This is a genomic window from Caulobacter sp. 602-1 (assembly GCF_003931565.1).
Taxonomy (GTDB): domain Bacteria; phylum Pseudomonadota; class Alphaproteobacteria; order Caulobacterales; family Caulobacteraceae; genus Caulobacter.
Genome location: NZ_RRYI01000002.1, coordinates 641,646 through 659,793 on the forward strand (window position 1 = coordinate 641,646; position 18,148 = coordinate 659,793).

At 68.3% G+C, this 18,148-nt stretch carries 17 protein-coding genes; 8 read left to right on the forward strand and 9 right to left on the reverse strand.

The window, feature by feature from the left end; translation table 11 throughout:
* Window positions 1-272: 272 nt before the first annotated feature.
* Window positions 273-1,100, forward strand: a complete 828-nt coding sequence (locus EIK80_RS07600; protein WP_125156351.1) for a TIGR00266 family protein — start codon at window positions 273-275, stop codon at window positions 1,098-1,100.
* 38 nt (window positions 1,101-1,138) lie between these two features.
* Here the strand turns inward: EIK80_RS07600 and EIK80_RS07605 are convergent, their stop codons facing one another.
* Entirely contained in the window at window positions 1,139-1,468 is a 330-nt protein-coding gene (locus EIK80_RS07605) for a chorismate mutase (protein ID WP_125156352.1), read from the reverse strand.
* Window positions 1,469-1,532: 64 nt separating this feature from the next.
* Complete coding sequence (gene gcvA / locus EIK80_RS07610; RefSeq protein ID WP_125156353.1) at window positions 1,533-2,489, reverse strand: transcriptional regulator GcvA; 957 nt, start codon at window positions 2,487-2,489, stop codon at window positions 1,533-1,535.
* 186 nt (window positions 2,490-2,675) lie between these two features.
* Between gcvA and cobA the strand changes: the two genes are divergently transcribed.
* From cobA to EIK80_RS07635, 5 genes are read left to right on the forward strand one after another with little or no spacing between them, the layout of a single operon-like run.
* A complete protein-coding gene (gene cobA, locus EIK80_RS07615; protein WP_370450204.1) occupies window positions 2,676-3,515 on the forward strand; it encodes a uroporphyrinogen-III C-methyltransferase in 840 nt (279 codons plus the stop codon).
* The gene (locus tag EIK80_RS07620) at window positions 3,515-3,880 is read left to right on the forward strand and encodes a DUF2849 domain-containing protein (RefSeq protein WP_125156354.1); all 366 of its coding nucleotides are present in this window, start codon (window positions 3,515-3,517) and stop codon (window positions 3,878-3,880) included. The genes cobA and EIK80_RS07620 overlap by 1 nt, the downstream gene beginning before the upstream one ends.
* Window positions 3,881-3,883: 3 nt before the next feature.
* Window positions 3,884-5,542: a nitrite/sulfite reductase gene (locus EIK80_RS07625; protein ID WP_125156355.1), complete on the forward strand. Its 1,659-nt coding sequence runs from the start codon at window positions 3,884-3,886 to the stop codon at window positions 5,540-5,542.
* Window positions 5,526-6,032 (forward strand): DUF934 domain-containing protein, encoded by a 507-nt coding sequence (locus tag EIK80_RS07630; protein WP_125156356.1) that lies wholly within the window; start codon window positions 5,526-5,528, stop codon window positions 6,030-6,032. The genes EIK80_RS07625 and EIK80_RS07630 overlap by 17 nt, the downstream gene beginning before the upstream one ends.
* A complete protein-coding gene (locus EIK80_RS07635) occupies window positions 6,032-6,766 on the forward strand; it encodes a phosphoadenylyl-sulfate reductase (RefSeq protein WP_125156357.1) in 735 nt (244 codons plus the stop codon). The genes EIK80_RS07630 and EIK80_RS07635 overlap by 1 nt, the downstream gene beginning before the upstream one ends.
* On the opposite strand, the gene EIK80_RS07640 is transcribed toward EIK80_RS07635, so the two are convergent.
* Entirely contained in the window at window positions 6,767-8,926 is a 2,160-nt protein-coding gene (locus EIK80_RS07640) for an acylase (protein WP_125156358.1), read from the reverse strand. It lies immediately after the preceding gene.
* Between the two features lie 89 nt (window positions 8,927-9,015).
* On the reverse strand, window positions 9,016-9,537 hold the full coding sequence (locus EIK80_RS07645; protein ID WP_125156359.1) for a 3D domain-containing protein: 522 nt from the start codon (window positions 9,535-9,537) through the stop codon (window positions 9,016-9,018).
* 375 nt (window positions 9,538-9,912) lie between these two features.
* Between EIK80_RS07645 and EIK80_RS07650 the strand changes: the two genes are divergently transcribed.
* Together EIK80_RS07650 and EIK80_RS07655 are read left to right on the forward strand one after the other, a co-directional pair.
* A complete protein-coding gene (locus EIK80_RS07650) occupies window positions 9,913-10,941 on the forward strand; it encodes a S1/P1 Nuclease (protein WP_125156360.1) in 1,029 nt (342 codons plus the stop codon).
* A gap of 3 nt (window positions 10,942-10,944) precedes the next feature.
* Window positions 10,945-11,391 (forward strand): NUDIX domain-containing protein, encoded by a 447-nt coding sequence (locus tag EIK80_RS07655; protein WP_125156361.1) that lies wholly within the window; start codon window positions 10,945-10,947, stop codon window positions 11,389-11,391.
* Here the strand turns inward: EIK80_RS07655 and EIK80_RS07660 are convergent, their stop codons facing one another.
* The 5 genes from EIK80_RS07660 to EIK80_RS07680 form a co-directional block, all read right to left on the reverse strand.
* The gene (locus EIK80_RS07660) at window positions 11,392-11,718 is read right to left on the reverse strand and encodes a UrcA family protein (protein WP_125156362.1); all 327 of its coding nucleotides are present in this window, start codon (window positions 11,716-11,718) and stop codon (window positions 11,392-11,394) included.
* A 130-nt stretch (window positions 11,719-11,848) separates the two neighbouring features.
* Window positions 11,849-12,034: a hypothetical protein gene (locus tag EIK80_RS07665; RefSeq protein WP_233586482.1), complete on the reverse strand. Its 186-nt coding sequence runs from the start codon at window positions 12,032-12,034 to the stop codon at window positions 11,849-11,851.
* Window positions 12,031-13,215: a PepSY domain-containing protein gene (locus EIK80_RS07670; protein ID WP_125156364.1), complete on the reverse strand. Its 1,185-nt coding sequence runs from the start codon at window positions 13,213-13,215 to the stop codon at window positions 12,031-12,033. The genes EIK80_RS07665 and EIK80_RS07670 overlap by 4 nt, the downstream gene beginning before the upstream one ends.
* Entirely contained in the window at window positions 13,125-15,290 is a 2,166-nt protein-coding gene (locus EIK80_RS07675; protein WP_125156365.1) for a TonB-dependent siderophore receptor, read from the reverse strand. Before EIK80_RS07675 ends, EIK80_RS07670 begins: the two co-directional genes overlap by 91 nt.
* Window positions 15,291-15,409: 119 nt before the next feature.
* Entirely contained in the window at window positions 15,410-17,950 is a 2,541-nt protein-coding gene (locus EIK80_RS07680; RefSeq protein ID WP_125156366.1) for a PAS domain-containing sensor histidine kinase, read from the reverse strand.
* Between the last annotated feature and the right edge of the window lie 198 nt (window positions 17,951-18,148).

Sequence of the window (18,148 nt, forward strand, 5' to 3'; positions counted from 1 at the left end):
TGCACGCTGATTTTGCTGGGAAACCGCGATCATTGCGACGTCCCGAAGACGACCGCGCCATGGGCTTGGTCGCCAATAGTCGGACTAATGGTAAGGCCATCCGCCTATCAGCGACATGACCGACCGCGACGGACGACACCGAGGAGAGGCTACAAAGCAACGCTCCAATCGGCCGATCCCGGGGGCAGAGCGACGCATATGAAAGATGCTTCATTGGCGCGGCGGGCGGCGGTTGGCTAGAACGGTGTTTCCCAAGACGAGGAGTCCTTTCCATGCCCCCCAGCCCCTGGAGTCACACCCGCAGCGCCAGCGTCGCCGACGATATCGACTTCGAAATCAAGGGCGAGGACCTGCAGTTCGTCGAGATCGAGCTGGATCCCGGCGAGAGCGCGGTAGCCGAGGCCGGCGCTTTCGTCTGGAAGGACGCCAGCGTCCAGATGACCACCGTGTTCGGCGACGGCTCTGCCGACCAGGGCGGCGGCTTCATGGGCAAGCTGCTCGGCGCGGGTAAGCGCCTGGTCACCGGTGAGAGCCTTTTCACCACGGTCTTCACCCACCAGGGCTCCGGCAAGGCGCGCGTCGCCTTCGCCTCGCCGACGCCAGGCACCATCCTGCCGCTGAACCTGGGCCAACTGGGCGGGACGCTGATCTGCCAGAAGGACAGCTTCCTGGCCGCCGCGCGCGGCGTGTCGATCGGCCTCCACTTCCAGAAGCGGGTGATGACCGGCCTGTTCGGCGGCGAAGGCTTCATCATGCAGCGCCTGGAAGGCGACGGCTGGGTGTTCGTCCAGATGGGCGGCACGCTAGTCGAGCGCACGCTTGGTCCCGGCGAGGAACTGCACGTCGATACCGGCTGTCTGGCGGCCTACACGCCGGGCGTCGACTTCGACCTGGTGATGGCCGGCGGCGTGAAGAGCGTGCTGTTCGGCGGCGAAGGCCTGTTCTTTGCTCGTTTGCGCGGGCCGGGGAAGGTCTGGATCCAGTCCTTGCCCTTTGCGCGCCTGGCCGGCCGCATGCTGCAGGCCGCCAGCCATCAAGGCGGCAACCAGGGCGAAGGCTCGATTCTGGGCGGCCTGGGCCGGATGATCGACGGGAACTAGGAGCGGAAGCGCCCCTCGTCAGGGGGGGCGCTTTTTCGTCAGCCCTTGGTCTTGTCCCAGCTGTCATATTCGTAGGCGATGCAGCGGTCGATCAGCGTGCGCCAGACCGGTTCGGCTATGGCTTCCGACAGGCCGGTCTCGCGGGCGGCGGCCTTGACCTTCGTCACCACATCCTCGATCCGCGCGCGGTCGAACACCTTGGAGCGATCGGCCTTGATGCGGGCCGCGGCGTCCATGAAGCCCTGACGCTCGGTCAGGAGCTGGACCAGGGCCCGGTCCAGGGCGTCCACGCCCTGGCGCACATCGGCCATGGTCTGGCAGTCGGCGGGAGCGAGGTGCTCGTCGACTGTGAGAGTCGTGATTTTCATGGGCTCCTTTAAGCCGGTTCCGGCCGCCAAAACCAGTACCGTAAGGGCTTAAATCCCCCAGCCCCTAGATCCCTGAACCATTGTCCATGGTCTGGAGCGCCGCCTCGTGCGCCTCGGCCTCGGTCTTCAGCCAGTTCACGAAGGCCTTCACCTGGGGCAGGCGGCCCTTGGCCTTGGGATGGACGACGTAATAGGCGAAGTCGACCGCCGTGGAGGCCTCGAACGGGATGACCAAGCGGCCCGAGTCGAGGTCGGCCTGGGCCAGGGTGCGCTTGGCCAGGGCCACGCCGCGGCCGTTGGCGGCGGCCTCGATGACCATGCTGGACTGGTTGAAGCGCGGACCCCGCGCGCCATCGACGCCCTTGATGCCGCGCGCCGCCAGCCACATCGCCCAGTCTGGGCAGCTGTCGTCGGCGTCGGGCGAGCCGTCATGCAGCAGGATGTGGTGGGCCAGGTCCTCGGGACGCTCCAGGGCGTTGGTCTCCAGCAGTTCCGGGCTGGCGACCGGCACCACGGTCTCGTGCATCAGACGGATGACTTCCAGACCGGGATAGCGGCCCGAGCCGTAGCGGATGGCCATGTCGACCTCGCCGGTGGCGAAGTCCACGACCTCCATGCCGGCCGACAGCCAGACGTCGACCTGCGGATGGGCCTGCTCGAACTTGCCCAGGCGCGGCACCAGCCACTTGGCGGCGAAGGAGGGGGCGGCGGTCAGGGTCAAGCGGCGCCCGTCGACGGCGGCGGTCAACAGGGATGCGGCCTCGGCCAGGCGGTCGAAGGCCTCGCGCAGAGCGGGCAGGGCGGTCTGGGCGGCGTCGGTCAGCAACAGGCCCTTGGGGGTGCGCTTGAACAGGGCCGCCCCGACATAGTCCTCCAGATTCTGGATCTGCTGGCTGACGGCGCCGGGCGTCACCGAAAGTTCGTCGGCGGCGCGGCTGAAGTTCAGGTGACGAGCGGCGGCCTCGAAGGCGCGCAGAGCATTGAGCGGCGGCAGGCGGCGGCGCTCGTTGGGTCTTTCCATAGTTTTACTGAACGCCCCGGCAGAAGTCCTTGTTTGCGAATTGAGCCCTTCGCGTCGAGTTTGCAAGGGCTCGCTGGCGGATTGGCCCTTTTCGCCGGCGCGCGCGAGCGGGGTCGTCCTTAGGGGCGGCCCCGCCTTGCGTTCCAGAGTTTTATTCCAAGCGCGTTGATAGAGGTTCTAAACAGCATGGCCCGCTCGCCGGCCCACAGGAGCAAGCCCGGTCTCGTCGTCGTAGGCGGGACGCGGGCCCGTCGCGCGCTCGGCGCGGTGTGGCTCGTCGGCGCGGGTCCGGGCGACCCGGACCTGCTGACCTTCCGCGCCTTCAACGCCCTGCGCGCCGCCGACGTCGTGGTGCATGACGGCCTGGTGTCCGACGAGATCCTGGACCTGGCGCCGCGCCGCGCCCGCCGGATCAACGTCGCCAAGCGCAAGTCGCGCCACACCCTGCCGCAGGACGACATCAACCAGCTGATCGTGGCCCTGGCCCTGGATGGCCTGAACGTCGTGCGCCTGAAGGGCGGAGACCCGTTCCTGTTTGGGCGAGGCGGCGAGGAGCTGCTGGCCTGCCGCGAGGCGGGCGTCGAGTGCCACGTGGTGCCCGGCGTCACCGCCGCCCTGGCCGCCAGCGCCGGCGCCGGCGCGCCCTTGACCCATCGCGGCGCGGCCCAGGCCGTGACCTTCGTCACCGGCCACGCCGCTCAGGGCGAGCCGGATCTCGACTGGGTCTCCCTGGCCCGGCCGAACCAGACCGTCGTCGTCTATATGGGCGTCTCGACCGCCGGCCTGATCGCCGAGCGGCTGATCGGCGCCGGCCGGGCCGGTTCGACTCCGGCCCTGATCGTCGAGAACGCCAGCCGCGCCGACGAGCGCCGCGTGCTGACCACCTTGGCGGGTCTGGCCGAGGCGGCCCAGGGCGTGAAAGGCCCCGCGCTGCTGATGGTCGGCGAGTCGATGGCCATGGCCGACACGGTCACGGCCACGCCCGAAGTTGCCGAAACCCTGTCGTTCGAGCGGAGCTCGCGCTGATGAAAGCTATCACCGCCAACCGCCTGCTCGACGGCGATGTCGTGTTCTGGAAGGCCGGCCAATGGGTCGAGCGTTTCGGGGACGCCCAGCTGTTCGACGAGACCGCCGAAGCCGAGCTCGAGGCCGCCGTCGCCACGGGCAAGGGCCAGCCGACCGTGGTCGTCGACGTCTATCCGATCGACCTGACCCCGTCGGAAGGCCACTGGGCGCCTGTCAGCTACCGCGAACGCATCCGGGCCCTGGGCCCCACCAACGAACCCACGCACGGCAAGCAGGCCGAGGGCGGCGACGTGGTCGAGGCCCTGCGCCACGCCTCCGGCGCGGCGCGCTCGACTGGCCGTGTAGACCTGATCCGCAGGAAGTAGGGCATGTACCAGTACGACCTCATCGATAAGGAATTCCTGGCCGACCGTTCGGCCGAGTTCCGGGGCCAGGTCGCCCGCCGCTTGGCCGGCGAACTGACCGAGGACCAGTTCAAGCCGCTGCGGCTGATGAACGGCCTCTATCTGCAGCTCCACGCCTACATGCTGCGGGTCGCCATCCCCTACGGCTCGCTGAACCCGACCCAGGCTCGCCGTCTCGCCGAGATCGCCCGCGACTACGACAAGGGCTACGGCCACTTCACCACGCGCCAGAACATCCAGTTCAACTGGATCAAGCTGAAGGACGCGCCGGAGATCCTCGACAAGCTGGCCGAGGTCGACCTTCACGCGATCCAGACCAGCGGCAACTGCATCCGCAACACCACGTCCGATCCCTATGCCGGCGCCACGGCCGAGGAAGTCGACGATCCCCGCGTCTGGGCCGAGGTGATCCGCCAGTGGTCGACCCTGCACCCGGAATTCTCGTACCTGCCGCGCAAGTTCAAGATCGCCATCACCGCCTCGGCCAAAGACCGCACGGCCGCCAAGGTGCATGACATCGGCCTGCTGATGCGCCAGGGCCGCGACGGGCAGCTAGGTTTTGAGGTGATCGTCGGCGGCGGCCAGGGGCGCACGCCCTATGTCGGCCCGACCATCAAGCAGTTCCTGCCGACCGACCGGCTGCTGAGCTATCTGGAAGCCGTGCTGCGCGTCTATAACCGCCACGGTCGCCGCGACAACATCTACAAGGCCCGCATCAAGATCCTGGTCGCCGCCCTCGGCGCCGAGGAGTTCGGCCGCCAGGTGGAAGAAGAGTGGGCCAAGATCGACGCCGAGCGCGCCGACCTGCCGGCCGCCGAGTACGCGCGCATCCGCGCCGCCTTCGCCGCGATCCCGTTCGAGACCCTGCCGGCCCGTTCGGAAGCCTTCGAGACCGCCAAGGCCAACGATCCGGCCTTCGCCCGCTTCGTCCGCAACAACGTCAAGGCGCACAAGCAGCCGGGCTATGCGATCGTCGAGGTCTCGCTGAAGGCCCCGGATCAGACGCCCGGCGACGCTTCGGCCCACCAGTTGGAGGTCGTCGCCGACCTGGCCGAGCGCTACGGTTTCAACGACCTGCGCGTGACCCACGTGCAGAACCTCGTCCTGCCGCACATCAGGCTGGACGACCTGCCGACCGTGTTCGCGACCCTGCAAGCCGCCGGCCTGGCCACCGCCAATATCGACCTGATCAGCGACATCATCGCCTGCCCGGGCCTGGACTACTGCGCCCTGGCCAATGCTCGCGCGATCCCGATCGCTCAGGACATCGCCCGCCAGTTCGCCGATCCCGATCGCGCCGAAGAGGTGGGCGAGCTGAAGATCAAGATCAGCGGCTGCATCAACGCCTGCGGTCACCACCACGTGGCCCACATCGGCATCCTAGGCGTCGATAAGAAGGGCGAGGAATTCTACCAGCTGTCGCTGGGCGGCTCGGGGGCGGAAGACGCCTCGATCGGCAAGATCCTCGGCCCGGCGCTGCCGGCCGACCGGGTCGCCACCGCCGTCGACCAGTTGGTCGGCGCCTATCTGAACACCCGCGCGGACGGCGAGCGTTTCCTCGACACCTATCGCCGCGTCGGCCTCGAGCCCTTCAAGGAGGCGGTCTATGCCCAGGCTGATTGAGCTGACGGACGGCCAGGCCCATTGGGCCGACGACGCTTTCGTCAACGTCGCTGACGAGGACGCCATCCCTTCAAGCGGCGACGTGATCCTGTCTCTGGCCCGCTTCGAGGCCGAGGGCGATGGCCTGCTGTCCTCGAACAGCCGTCGCGTCGGCGTGCGGGTCGAGTCGAACGAGGAGATCGAGGTTCTGGCCTACGACCTGCCGCGCATCGCGGTGGTGGCCCTGGCTTTCCCGAAGTTCCGCGACGGCCGCGCCTACACCTCGGCCCGCCTGCTGCGCGAGCGCTTCAAGTATGAGGGGCAGATCCGCGCCGTGGGCGACGTGCTGCAGGAGCAGGCCGGCTTCATGGTCCGCTGCGGCTTCGACGCCTTCGAACCGTCCGACGGCGCGACCCCGGAGGCCTGGACCAAGGCCGCCAGCCGCTTCCGCCACGTCTATCAGCGCGCCGTCGACGACAAGCCGGTCGCGTTCGAGGAAAGGGCCTCCTGATGGCTTACGACCAGATCGGGGGCAGCGCCGCGGGTCTCGCCGCCCGGCTGGACGCCGAGCTGCGCGACGCCCACCCGCTGACCATCTTGCGCGTCGCCTACGAGCACTTTGGAAGCCGCCTGGCCCTGGTCTCGTCGTTCGGCGCGGAGTCGGCCGTGCTGCTGCACCTGGTCTCTCAGGTGTCGCCGAGCATTCCGGTGCTGTTCCTCGACACCGGCATGCTGTTCGGCCAGACGCTGGACTACCGCAAGAACCTGGCGTCGCGCTTCGCCCTGACCGACGTGCGCGACTTGCGCCCGGCGTTCGCGGACATCGCCACCCAGGACCCGAAGTCGGACCTGTGGCGCACCGACATCGACGGCTGCTGCAACATCCGCAAGGTGCTGCCGTTGGACCGCGCCCTGGGCGGCTTCGACGCCTGGATCACCGGCCGCAAGCGCTTCCATGGCGGCGACCGCCTGAGCCTGCCGGTGGTCGAGGCGGCCGACGGCAAGCTGAAGTTCAATCCCCTGGCCAACTGGGGCAAGGCCGAACTCGAGGCCTATGTCGCCGAGCACGACCTGCCGTCCCACCCGCTGGTCGCCCAGGGCTATGCCTCGATCGGCTGCTGGCCCTGCACCCAGCCGTCGGAAGATGGTCGTTCCGGGCGCTGGGCCGGCCAGGAAAAGACCGAGTGCGGCATCCATGTCGCCCGCGCGCCCGGCGCGGCGCCGAACGTCGGCGGGGATATTTAGCTACTCCCCGGGCCGGTACGTCTTCACCGCGTGGGCCTTCACGTCTTCAGGATAGAAGTAGACGTCCCGCAAATTCCCGAGGCTGTACCGCAGCGCCTGGTCGTTGAAGTGCGGGGAGGCGGGGTCGCCGCTTTCGCCGCCGGCCGAGATGGCGCGAGCCCGGACCTTGTCGCCGAACTCCACGACCGCCACGAAGCTGTTGCCCAAGGTGCCGTAGTATTTCTTGGTCCCCGGCCAGTGCTTGGCCCCGAACGAGGCCAGCGAACCCCATTGGGCCGAGGTGAAGGCCACCGGGATGCTGGGCTTGTTGTCGTCGAAGGTCTGGACGATCGATCCGTCGTTGCGCTGGAAGCGGTTGATCTCGCCCCAAGGAGTCTTCCACGATCCGAAGTCGGCGGTCAGGCGATCCGAAGCCTCGGCCAGGGCGGCCAGCTTGTCGGCGGGCGAGAGCTTGTCGGCCATGTAGTCGTAAACACTCATCCCCGCCGCCTTGGCGGCCGGCGCGGCCTTGGCCCACATGGCCTCGCCCCAGAACACGGCCAGCGACGTCTCGGTCGAGCGCGCCGACCACTTGCAGTCCCAGGCCTTCAGGGCGGCGACCTGCTCTGCGACCTTGGGATCGGGCGCGGCGTCATACGCGGCGACCAGCGTCGGGACGAGGCGCGCGAAGGCCGTCAGGTACGGGTCGTATGCTGCGTCGATCAGCCCCCCCAAGGTGAAGTCCTTGCGGTCCTTCAGCACCAGCGGCGCATGAAGCCCGCGCGGGTTCTCGCCGGCCTGGTCCATGTACTTCGGGAAGTCGGCCTTCTTCGGGCTGTAGGGGCCCGCGGCGCCGTAGGGCCAGTTGTTGCTGTTGAAGACCCAGCCGTTCTTCGGGTTCAGCACGTGCGGGGCCTTGTCCAGCGGCGTCAGGCCCTTCCAGTCGGTGGCCGGGTCCGAGCCATCCACCGGCTTGGTGTAGTCGAAGCGGTCGTCGCGCACCGGGATGAACTGCGGGTGCAGATAGGCGATGTCGCCCTTGCTGTCGGCGAACAGGGTGTTGTTCGAGGAGTTCGCCTTCAACTCGGCCACCTTCATGAAGCCGGCGTAGTCGGTCGCCTTGGTGCGTAGGAACGACTGTTCCAGCGCCGCGATCGGCTTGTTCATCAGGGCGATGCTGATCCACTTTCCGGCGGCCTCGCGGACGATCGGGCCATGGTGGGTCTTGAAGACTGTGAAGCGCTTCGTGGACATCGTCCCGTCGGCGGCGCGGTAGGGAACGGCGATCACCTCGCTCTTCAGCGGGCGCAGTTCCGAGCCGTACTTGTAGAAGCGCTGGCCGTTCTTCTCGACGATGGTCTCGGCGAACTCGTCGACGACGTCGACGCCGCTGGAGGTGTGCATCCAGCCGGCCTTGGCGTTGAAGCCCTGGTAGATGAAGAACTGGCCCCAGGTCGTGGCGCCATAGGCGTCGAGGCCTTCGTCACTGGCCACCTGCATCTCCGAGCGGAAGAAGAAGCTGGTGTGCGGATTGATCAGCAGCAGGGCGTGGCCGCCCAGGGTGTTGGACGGGGCGATGGCGATCCCGTTCGAGCCCTTGGGCTCCTTGAACAGCAGGCCCTTCTCGTCGGCCGTCATGGCCAGTTGGCGCTGGCCGTAGAAGGCTTCCAGCTGGGTCAGGGCCACGCGCTCGATGTCGCCGCCGATGCTGCCCTCCGAGAAGCTGAGCGCCATCCACGGCTCGAAATGGGTGATGACCTTCGGCTTCACGTTCGGATGGGTGGCCAGGAAGAAGTTCAGGCCGTCGGCCCAGCCGTTCATCAGCGCCTTCAGCCAGACCGGGCTCTTGGCGTAGTCGGCCTTCAGCACGACGGGATCGATGAACAGCTTCTGGCGCAGATCCGCCCAGATCGCCTTCTCGCCCTCGGCTTCGGCGGTGCGGCCCAGGGCGGTGATGAAGTTGGTCTCGACGCGGTTGAAGTCGTCCTCGGCCTGGGCGTAGGCCATGCCGAACACCGCGTCGGCGTCGGTCTTGCCGTGGATGTGGGCGATGCCCCAGTCGTCCCGAATGATCTGGACCTTGGCGGCCCGGGTCTTCAGGCGGGAGAGGTCATCCGCGTGGGAGGGAGCAGCCGCGAGCACGGCCGCGAGGGCCAGGACGCTGATGGATAGATTGCGCATGATAGACCCCGAACCGCTCATCCCCGCGAAGGCGGGGATCCAAGCCGAGTCCGGGAGACAATTCTAGTCCGCGCGGCGCGCGGAGACCGCTATTGCGGCGGGCAGCCCTTGAATTCGCCGACCTTGCTGACCGAGAGGCTGGAAAGGTCGAGACCGCGCAGGGCCTTCATCGAGCTGGCGCCGACACCGCTGAACAGGTCGAGCTTGAGACCCTTGATCGCGCCGCCGATGTCGGAGGCGTACCAGTAGCCGTCGTGCTTGCCGCCGTCCGGCATCGGCAGACCGACGGTTTCCTTGATGAAGATCACGGTGCGGCGCGGGATCACCTTGGGATCGACCGCGACGGTGCGCATGGCCGCGACCTTGCAGCCCAGCGAGTCGAATGCGCGGATGCCCTTGGCCCCGGCGTGATACATCGTCGCCTTCATCGTGAACTCGACCGAGCCGGGCAGGGCGCCGCCGCTGAGGGCCGAGGTGATCAGGTCGCCGAGCGGGTCGACACGCGTCGCCTGAGCGGGCGCGGAATCCGCGGGAGCGGCATGAGCGAGGGCGGGAATGGCGAATGCGGAGATGACCGCGGTGGCCAAAATTCCGGCGAGCTTGCGTCGCATCGAGGGTGTCCTCTTATCGGCGTGTCTGTCGGTTGGCGGCTTGGATATTCGGATCACGCACCCGTGACAACCCCGAGAGTCGATACGCCGCGGACCCCTTTCGCCAGATAAGCGAAAAAGCGACATGGATTCAGCCGCTTGAAGCGGAGCCTTGGAAGAGTCGATTTTCACCTTTTTTTGACGTCTCGGACGGAACCCGGCCGTGAACAGCGTGCTCTTCGCGACTCGCCATTCGGTTCCGGCGCGCCACGCGCGACCCGAAATACGGCGGCAATACAGGGCGGCTCTGGTCTCGGCGCGCGCGACGCTGGCCGACAGCGTCCTGGCGCCTTACACCCGGCTTGTCTGGCCTATCTGATCTTCGGAGCCTCTGCCTTGCGCCTTTCGTCCAGCCTGAAAGTCCTCGTCCTCGCCGCGGCCCTGTCGGCGCCAGCCGCCTCGGCGTTCGCCTGGGGAGCTTCGGGCCACCGCGTCGTGGGCGTGGTCGGCGCCGAGAGCTTCCCGGCCGACGTGCCGGCCTTCCTGCGCACCCCGACGGCCATCGCCGCCATTGGCGAATACGCCCGCGAGCCGGACCGTTGGAAGGGCTCGGGCAAGATCCACGACACCGACCGGGACGCCGCCCACTTCCTGGACATCGACGACCAGGGCCGCATGTACGGCGGTCCGATGTTCACGGTGGCGACCCTGCCGCCGACCCGCGCCGACTACGAGAAGGCCCTGCAGGCCGCCGGCGTCGACAGCTGGAAGGCTGGCTACCTGCCGTATGCGATCATCGACGGCTACCAGCAGTTGGTGAAGGACTTCACCTACTGGCGCGTGCTGACCGCGGCCGTGAAGCTGGAGAAGGACAAGACCCGCCTGGCCTACTACAAGGCCGATCTGATCCGTCGCGAGGCGCTGCTGCTGCGCGATCTGGGCGTCTGGGCCCACTATGTTGGCGACGGCAGCCAGCCGCTGCATCTGTCGGTGCACTACAACGGCTGGGGCGACTATCCCAACCCCAACGGCTACACCAACGCGCGCTCGACGCACTTCCAGTTCGAAGGTCCGTTGGCCAAGGCCCTGGGTGACGAGGCGTCGGTCAAGGCGCTGGTCCCCGCCTACAAGGCCTGCGACTGCTCGATTGAGACCCGCGTGGTCGGCTATCTGACCGACACCTGGAAGCAGACCGAGCCCCTGTACCAGCTGGAAAAGGCCGGCGAGATGGTCGAGACCGATCCGCGCGCCAAGGCTTTCGTCCAGGCCCGCATCGCGGCTGGCGCGGCGGCCCTGCGCGACCTCGTCGTCGACGCCTGGAGCGCGAGCGCCAATGGCACGATCGGCTATCGTCCCGAGATCAGCGTGGCGGACGTGGCGTCCGGCAAGGCCGATCCCTGGAACGACCTCTACGGCAAGGACTAAAGGATGCTGGCTTTCGGCGCGCCCGTCGCGGGCAAGACCTATATGGACCGCGCCGCCGCCTTCGGTATCGCCGAGAACAGCCTGGGCCAGATCGCACTGGCCCAGGTCACCAAGCCCGGCAAGGCGCCGTATTTCGACCTGCCTGGCGGAGCGGTGGACGGCGACGAGACCGAGCGGGAAGCGGTGGTCCGCGAGTTCGGCGAGGAAACCGGCTTGGTGGTCGAGGCTGGGGCGCTAGTCGAGATGGTCTCGCAGCTGTTCCTGAAGTCCGACGGCCAGCCGGTGCGTAACTTCGGCGGCGTCTATGTCGTCCAGGTCATCGGGGAGACCCCGGGCCTGAAGGTCGAGGACGACCACAAGCTGGTCTGGCTGGATCCGCGCGATGCGGTGGTCGCCCTCCGCCACGACGCCCATTCGTGGGCGGTCGCGGCCTGGCTGCGTCGGGGCTGATCAGGCGCCGGCGCGCTTGGCGATCCGCAATTGAGCGGCCTGCTGCTTGGTCAGCGCTTGCCGCAGGTCCTGGTGGAAGTCCATCAGGCAGGCCCTCGCCGACAGGCCAGTCAGTCCCTTGGCGTCACAAGCGCGGGTTCCGGCGGCGTGGGCGCGACGGGCGAACTCGCGCGCGTCGGCGGGGTTCGACAGGGTCAGGTCGCCGACACGGATGCGGGCGATGGGCGTGGCCGGCTCGGCGGCGTGAGCGGCGGTCAGGCCGATGATCGGGGTGGCGGCCAGGGCCAGGGCGGCGATGGCGGCGATGCGGTTGACGAGCTTGCTCATGATCTTGTCCCTCAATTCGTGTGGCCGCCGGTGGCGATCCGTTGAATGAGGGTGTAGTCGCCGGCGCCGCGGAACACCCGTTACGACTGCTTCATGACGTCGATTTAAGTCTATGAAACGAAAGTAATATTCAGCGCCTGCGCGTGGCCAGGGCCCAGACCGTCGCCGCGACCGAGGAGGCCAGGGCCAGCGCGCCGACGGCGTCCCAGACCCCGTCGCCCAGCAATGCGGCGACCAGGCCGAACAGGCTGAGCGCTGCGATCGCGGCCGGGGCGCGGAACACCTGCCAGAGGGTGAGGTGATGGCCCTTGCTCATCGTGCGGGTTTCCGCTTGGCCAACCACAGATAGAGGCCCGAACCCAGGATCACGATGGTGGCGATGTCCAGCAGCGCCCAGAGGATCTTCAGCAGGAGGCCGCCATAGTCGCCGAAGTGCAGCGGTTGCGACAGCGACAGGGTCTTCACATACCACGGCGTCGGGGCGACGGCGGCCAACTGGCCGGTGCGGGCGTCGATCAGGGCCGGGGTGGTCAGGTGCGCGGTCAGCGGCGTGTCGCCATGGAAGAACACCGCGTAGTGGTGCTCGGTCGAATAGGTCGAGCCGGGGAAGGCCACGAACTGCAGCCGCATGCCGGGCAGGGCGAGCTTGGCCCGATCGACGGCGGCCTGCAGCGAGCTGCGCTGGCCGGCCGGCGCGGGCTGGTCATAGGCCTGCGTCAGTTCCTTCAGCGCCGTATTCTTCCAGTAGTCGATGATCGGCGTCGCCAGGGTGTTGACGACGCCGGTCGCGCCGACGACCAGAACCCAGGTCAGGGTCACGGCGCCCAGCAGGTTGTGGTAGTCCAGCCAGCGCGTGCGCGCCTGCTTGCTGGCCCGCACGGCGCCGAACGGCAGCCGCCGCATGAACGGCGCGTAGAGCACCACGCCCGAGGCCAGGGCCATGATCAGCAACAGGCCCATCGCGCCCAGGAACAGCATCCCAGGCAGACCCAGGAACATGTCGGTGTGCAGCTGGAGCAGGAATTCCATGACCGGGTGGCCGGCCACCGAGGGGGCGGGCTCGCCGCTGGTCTGGTCGATGGGCTGGAAGCTGTAGACGCCCGCCCTGTCGCCGGGCTTGACGCTGGTGACATTCGCGACCGGCCGGTCCTCGTCGAAACTCATGAAGGCCGGGACCTCGCCCGGCTTACGGGCGAGGGCGGCGTTCAGCACCTGGTCGAGGTTCAGTCGAGGCCCGTCCGGATGGGCCGGGGCCCAGGCCTCGCGCATCAGGACATGCTCGATCTCGTGCTTGAACACCAGTGGCAGGCCGGTGACGCACAGCATCAGCAGAAAGGCGGTCGAGACCAGGCTCGACCACTTGTGAACCCACGACCAGGCGCGGAGCGTCCGGGCCTTCATTCGGTCTAGAAGTCCGTGGTGAGCGACAGACGCAGGGTGCGCGGCGCGCCCAGCGTCAGGTAGTTGGCGTTCGGATAGCCGCCGACCGCGACCCACTGGTCCTTGTTTCCCAGGTTCTCGACCCGGGCGCGGACCGTCATCGCCTTGCCGCCGGCCTGGAAGGCGTAGCGGACGCCAGCGTCGAAGCGGGTGAACGCGGCCAGGTCGACCGTATTGGCGCCGTTGGCCGGCTGCGAACCGGTATGGACCATGCGGCCCTCGACGGTCAGGCCGGGGGCGGCCTTGACGTCCCACTCGACGTTCACATTGGCCTGGAAGTCCGGCACGCCAATCGGCGACTTGCCTTCCAGCGTGGCGTCCAGGGCGTGATTGACCTTGGCGTCCAGCCAGGTCGCGCCGCCCAGGACGCGCAGGCCCTCGGCGGGCTGGCCATAGACGGTCAGCTCGACACCCTTGTTCTCCTGCTCGCCGCCCGAGGTGTATTGGCGGCTGCTGGCCACGAAGAACGCGTTGGGCTGCTTGACGCGGAACAGCGAGATCGCGCCGCCGAAGGTCCCGTGGTCGTACTTGGCGCCGACCTCGGCCTGCTTGCCTCGGAACGGCGAGAGGATGTCGCCGGCGTTGGCCACGGCGACGCCGTTGACCTGGGCCGGCGCGACTTGGCCGGGGACCAGGGCCTCGGCGTAGTTGGCGTAAAGTGAGACATGGTCGCTGGGCTTGAACACCGCAGCCAGCGCCGGAGTGGTGGCGTGGCCGTCATAGGCGGCGTTGCGGGCGCCGGTGTTGTAGTCGTACGAGCGCGTCTCGACGTCCTGATATCGCAGGCCGGCGGTCAGCAGCAGCTTGTCGTCGAGGAACGACAGGGTATCGGCGACGGCGACGCTGCGGTTCTTGGCGCGCTCGGTGACGTTCGGGTCCGACTTGCTGCCGCCGACGAAGAAGTTCGGGTTCGGGGCGGCGACATTGATGGGGCTATAGAGATCGCTGGCGAAGCCGGCGAAGTTCGAAAAGGCGTAGGCGTTCTTCGACTTCAGGCTGACCGAGGCGACCGAGGCCACCAGGCTGTGGCCGATCGAACCGGTCTGGAACTTGCCGCGCAGGCCGGCGTCGGCGGAGATGACCTCGTCCTTGCGGACATTGTCGAAACGGTAGGCGCTGATCACGCCGTTCGGCTGGGCCGTCGGGTTGGCCAGGACGTTGTCTTCCTTGCCCTTGCGGCCGCCGATCGCGGCCCAGGCGCTGACGGTGTCGGTCAGGTCGAACTCGCCGCGCGCCGCGCCGAACAGCTGGCGTTCGTCGGTATAGGTCCAGGGCTGGGCGAAATTCTCGCCGGCGTCCGGCGCCTTGGGGATCGCCCCGGCCGGGGTGACGGTCGGGCGCGGGGCGTCGATGTGGTGATCCTGGAAGCCGAGGTCGGCCGAGAAACGGGCGCGGTCGCCGCGACGGTCAAGACCCAGGCCCACCACCTTGAGATTGCGCTTCTCATTGTCGACGGCCGTTTCCCCGTCGCGCAGGCCAAGATTCAGCCGCGCGCCATAGGCGTTGTTCTCGCCGAAGCGGCGAGAAACGTCGGCCGACCCATAGAATTGCGAGCCGCCGTCCCAGCCCGTCGTGAGGCGCGTCAGGGGCGCGGTGCCGGCGCGCTTGGGCATCAGGTTGAAGGCGCCGCCGACGCCGCTGCCGCCCGGGGCCGCGCCGTTCAGGAAGGCGTTGGCGCCGCGGAACACGTCCACGCGCTCGACTAGTTCGGCCGCCACGAACTGCCGGGGCAGCACGCCGTAGAGGCCGTTATAGGTCATGTCGTCGGAATAGACCGGGAAGCCGCGAACGACGTACAGCTCCTGGAAGTTGCCGAAGCCCTTGGAGACCCGGACGGTCGGGTCGTTCTGCAGGACGTCGGCGATGCTGCGCGCCTGCTGGTCACGGATCAGTTCCTCGGTGTAGCTGGTGATGGCGAACGGGGTGTCCATGGTGTCCAGCGCCCCGAGCAGGCCGACGCGCGCGCCGGCCGCCACCTGGCCGCCCGAATAGACAGGGGGGAGGCGCACCTGCGAGCCGGTGATCACCACCTCGTCGACCTTCGTCTCCTCGGTCTGTCGCGCGAGGGCCGGGCTGGCCACGGCGGCGCCGAGAATGGCGGACGACAGAAGGAGAGCGAGGCGACGGGACATGACGGATCCTGATATTGCGAGTGCGTCGCAATATCTGCCATCCCAGGCTATGACAATAGCCCGAACCTCTTCAGGAGGGTGGGGCGGCGATTTCAGCTACGTAAGGGGGAGGCGGGAGGCTAGGCCGCCACGAAATCGCGGGCGGATTTATGCTCGCTCTGACGGACGGGCAGGGTGAAGCTGACCGTGGTGCCTTCGCCGGGCTGGGAGTGCATCTCCAACAGGCCGTCGTGCATGGTGATCAGCGACTTGGTCAGGGCCAAGCCCAGGCCCGTGCCCTGCGTGGTCTTGGAGAATTGGCTCTCGACCTGTTCGAACGGCTTGGCCAGGCGCGCCAAGTCTTCCTTGGCGATGCCGATGCCGGTGTCGATGACCGACACCTTGACCTTGTCGCCGAACGGATCGCGGCGGAGCTCAGCGCTGACCGTGACGCTGCCGGCGCGCGGCGTGAACTTGATGGCGTTCGACAGCAGGTTCAGCAGCACCTGCTTGACGGCGCGATAGTCGGCCTCGATCTCCGGCAGGTGCGGGAACGCGACATTGAGCTTCAGGCCGGCCGCCTCGGCGCGGTTGCGGACCAGGCGCACGGCGTCCTCGGTCACGTCCTCCAGGTGCATCGGCTCGAACTTGAGGTTCATCTTGCCGGCCTCGATCTTCGACATGTCGAGGATGTCGTTGATCAACGCCAAAAGGTGCTGGCCCGACGAGTGGATGTCCTGGCTGTAGCCCTTGTAGCGAGCGTCGCCCAGGGGGCCGAACATCTCGTTCATCATGATCTCCGAGAAGCCGTTGATGGCGTTCAGCGGCGTCCGCAGCTCGTGGGACATGTTGGCCAGAAATTCGCTCTTGGCCTTGTTGGCGCTCTCGGCCTTGACCTTCTCGGTCTCGTACTTGCGGGCCAGCTCGGCCAGCTGTTCCTGGCTGCGCTCCAGGCCGGTGATGGCGTTCTGCAGCTGCTCTTCGTTCAGGCGGCGGGCTTCTTCCTGGGTCTTGATCGCCGTGATGTCGGCGGCGGTCATGACCAGGCCGCCTTCGGCCGTGCGGCGCTCGCTGATCTGGATCCAGCGGCCGTCCATCATCTCGGCCTCGCGCACGCCTCGGGCGCCGTCCGGTGCGGGGTGGTCCTGCTTGATGGCCAGGGCCGCGAAGCGGTTGACCTCGGCGCGGGCGGCGCCGGGCTTGAGCAGCTTGGGTTCGAGCGAGAAGACACTGCGGTAGTTGCGGTTGCACATCAGCAGCCGTCCTTGGCGATCCCACAGGACGAAGGCTTCCGACACGCTTTCGATGGCGTCGCGCAGCCGGTTCTCGGCGGCCTGGGCGCGGGCCTGGGCCAGGCGCTCCTCGGTGACGTCCAGGGCGACGCCGATGATCCGGACATAGCCGTCCGCGCCGGGTTTGCCGAAGCCCTGGCCGCGGGCGTCGATCCACAGCGAGCGCGCGCCATGCTCAGTGGCCGGCACGCGGAACGAGACGTCGAAGGCGCCGTACATGGCGGCGTTGGCCAGGGCCTGGCGCACGCGCTCACGGTGGTCGATCGAGATCCGCTCCAGCAGGTCCTGGCCGGAGACGACGCCGCCGCCGCCCCAGCCGAACATCGCGCCGGTGACGTCGGACAGAAAGACCTGGTCGGCGTTGAGGTCCCATTCCCAGATGCCGCAGCGGGCGGCTTCGACGGCCAGACGGAAGCGCTGCTCGCTGTCGATGAACTCGCGGTGGGCGACCTCGGCCTTGCGGCTCTGGATCATCAGCAGCAGCGCGAGCGCGATGCCGACGGCCAGTGGGGCCAGCAGGTTGATCGCGCCTTCCATGACCTGCCGGTCGACATTGGCGACGCTGTGGGTCGGGGCGGCGGCCAGAACCAGCAAGGCGCCCTCCGCCACCGGGCGCACCGCGATGTCCAGCGCCGCGCCATCGGCGGCCTGGCCGCGCAGGGCGACGGGACCGCCGACGACATCCTCGGGCGACAGGGCGAAGGCCTCGCGGATGGTGGCGGCGCCCTGAGCGGCGCGGCCCCGGGCGGCGATCAGCGCGCCGCTGGGCAGGGCCAGGGCCCCGCTGTCGCCCTTTTCGGGCTCGTCGATCAGGCGCGTGGCGTCGCCGCTGGCGATGACGAAGGCCCGGGTCTTGTCGAGGGGGGCGGTGGTGGCGACGTAGAGTCGGCCGGTCTCGCCGACCGACCCGGTCCAGGTGGTGCGGCCCGAGGCGGCGGCGGCCTGGGCCGCGCCCTTCCAGTTGGCGCCGTCGTCTCGGCCGGCGACCGAGACGACGCCGGAGGGGCTGACCACGGCGACGGCCGCGGCCTCGCCGCCGGCGGCGCGCAGAGCGGTCTCGGCGGCGTCCATGGTCGCGCCCGGATCGCGCTTGAGCATATCGGCGGCCGCCGACAGACCGGCGCGCTGGGCGGCGAGGTTGGCCTCGACGCGCCCGGCGATCAGCCCAGCCTTGGCCGACAGCGGCGCGCCGCCCGGCTGGGCCGAGGCCTCCTGCTGCAGGCGCTTGACGCCGAAGGCGGTGTAGACGGCCAGCAGCAGCAGGGCCGCCAGGATGGCGACGCGGATGAACCCTTGCGACGGGGCCTGGACGGACTTGGCGCGCACGGCCGCGGGCGCGGTCGGTCCGGCGGACGCCGTCCCCCCGTGTCTCGCTAAGCCCGTGTCCAAACCGCGCGGCTCCCGTCGATCCCCGGAGCGCGCCAGGGCGCGCTCCAATCCCAAATCCGAGGGCTGTCAGCGACAGACCTCGGGGCGAGTCACTTCGCCGAGATGGTGAATCTACCGTACCGCAAACCGCTCCGTCACCGCCGGAAAGGCGGATTCGGCAAGTGTGAGCCTATTGGTCGCAACTCAAGGCCGAACGAA

Excerpts from the sequence above, each read along its gene's own strand:
- EIK80_RS07665 (WP_233586482.1), bottom strand. The coding sequence starts at position 12,034 with ATGAGCAAGGGCCATCACCTCACCCTCTGGCAGGTGTTCCGCGCCCCG.
- EIK80_RS07655 (WP_125156361.1), top strand. The coding sequence starts at position 10,945 with ATGCTGGCTTTCGGCGCGCCCGTCGCGGGCAAGACCTATATGGACCGC.
- EIK80_RS07605 (WP_125156352.1), bottom strand. The coding sequence starts at position 1,468 with ATGAAAATCACGACTCTCACAGTCGACGAGCACCTCGCTCCCGCCGAC.
- EIK80_RS07660 (WP_125156362.1), bottom strand. The coding sequence starts at position 11,718 with ATGAGCAAGCTCGTCAACCGCATCGCCGCCATCGCCGCCCTGGCCCTG.
- gcvA (WP_125156353.1), bottom strand. The coding sequence starts at position 2,489 with ATGGAAAGACCCAACGAGCGCCGCCGCCTGCCGCCGCTCAATGCTCTG.
- EIK80_RS07630 (WP_125156356.1), top strand. The coding sequence starts at position 5,526 with ATGCCCAGGCTGATTGAGCTGACGGACGGCCAGGCCCATTGGGCCGAC.
- EIK80_RS07640 (WP_125156358.1), bottom strand. The coding sequence starts at position 8,926 with ATGCGCAATCTATCCATCAGCGTCCTGGCCCTCGCGGCCGTGCTCGCG.
- EIK80_RS07620 (WP_125156354.1), top strand. The coding sequence starts at position 3,515 with ATGAAAGCTATCACCGCCAACCGCCTGCTCGACGGCGATGTCGTGTTC.
- EIK80_RS07600 (WP_125156351.1), top strand. The coding sequence starts at position 273 with ATGCCCCCCAGCCCCTGGAGTCACACCCGCAGCGCCAGCGTCGCCGAC.
- EIK80_RS07675 (WP_125156365.1), bottom strand. The coding sequence starts at position 15,290 with ATGTCCCGTCGCCTCGCTCTCCTTCTGTCGTCCGCCATTCTCGGCGCC.
- cobA (WP_370450204.1), top strand. The coding sequence starts at position 2,676 with ATGGCCCGCTCGCCGGCCCACAGGAGCAAGCCCGGTCTCGTCGTCGTA.
- EIK80_RS07645 (WP_125156359.1), bottom strand. The coding sequence starts at position 9,537 with ATGCGACGCAAGCTCGCCGGAATTTTGGCCACCGCGGTCATCTCCGCA.
- EIK80_RS07625 (WP_125156355.1), top strand. The coding sequence starts at position 3,884 with ATGTACCAGTACGACCTCATCGATAAGGAATTCCTGGCCGACCGTTCG.
- EIK80_RS07635 (WP_125156357.1), top strand. The coding sequence starts at position 6,032 with ATGGCTTACGACCAGATCGGGGGCAGCGCCGCGGGTCTCGCCGCCCGG.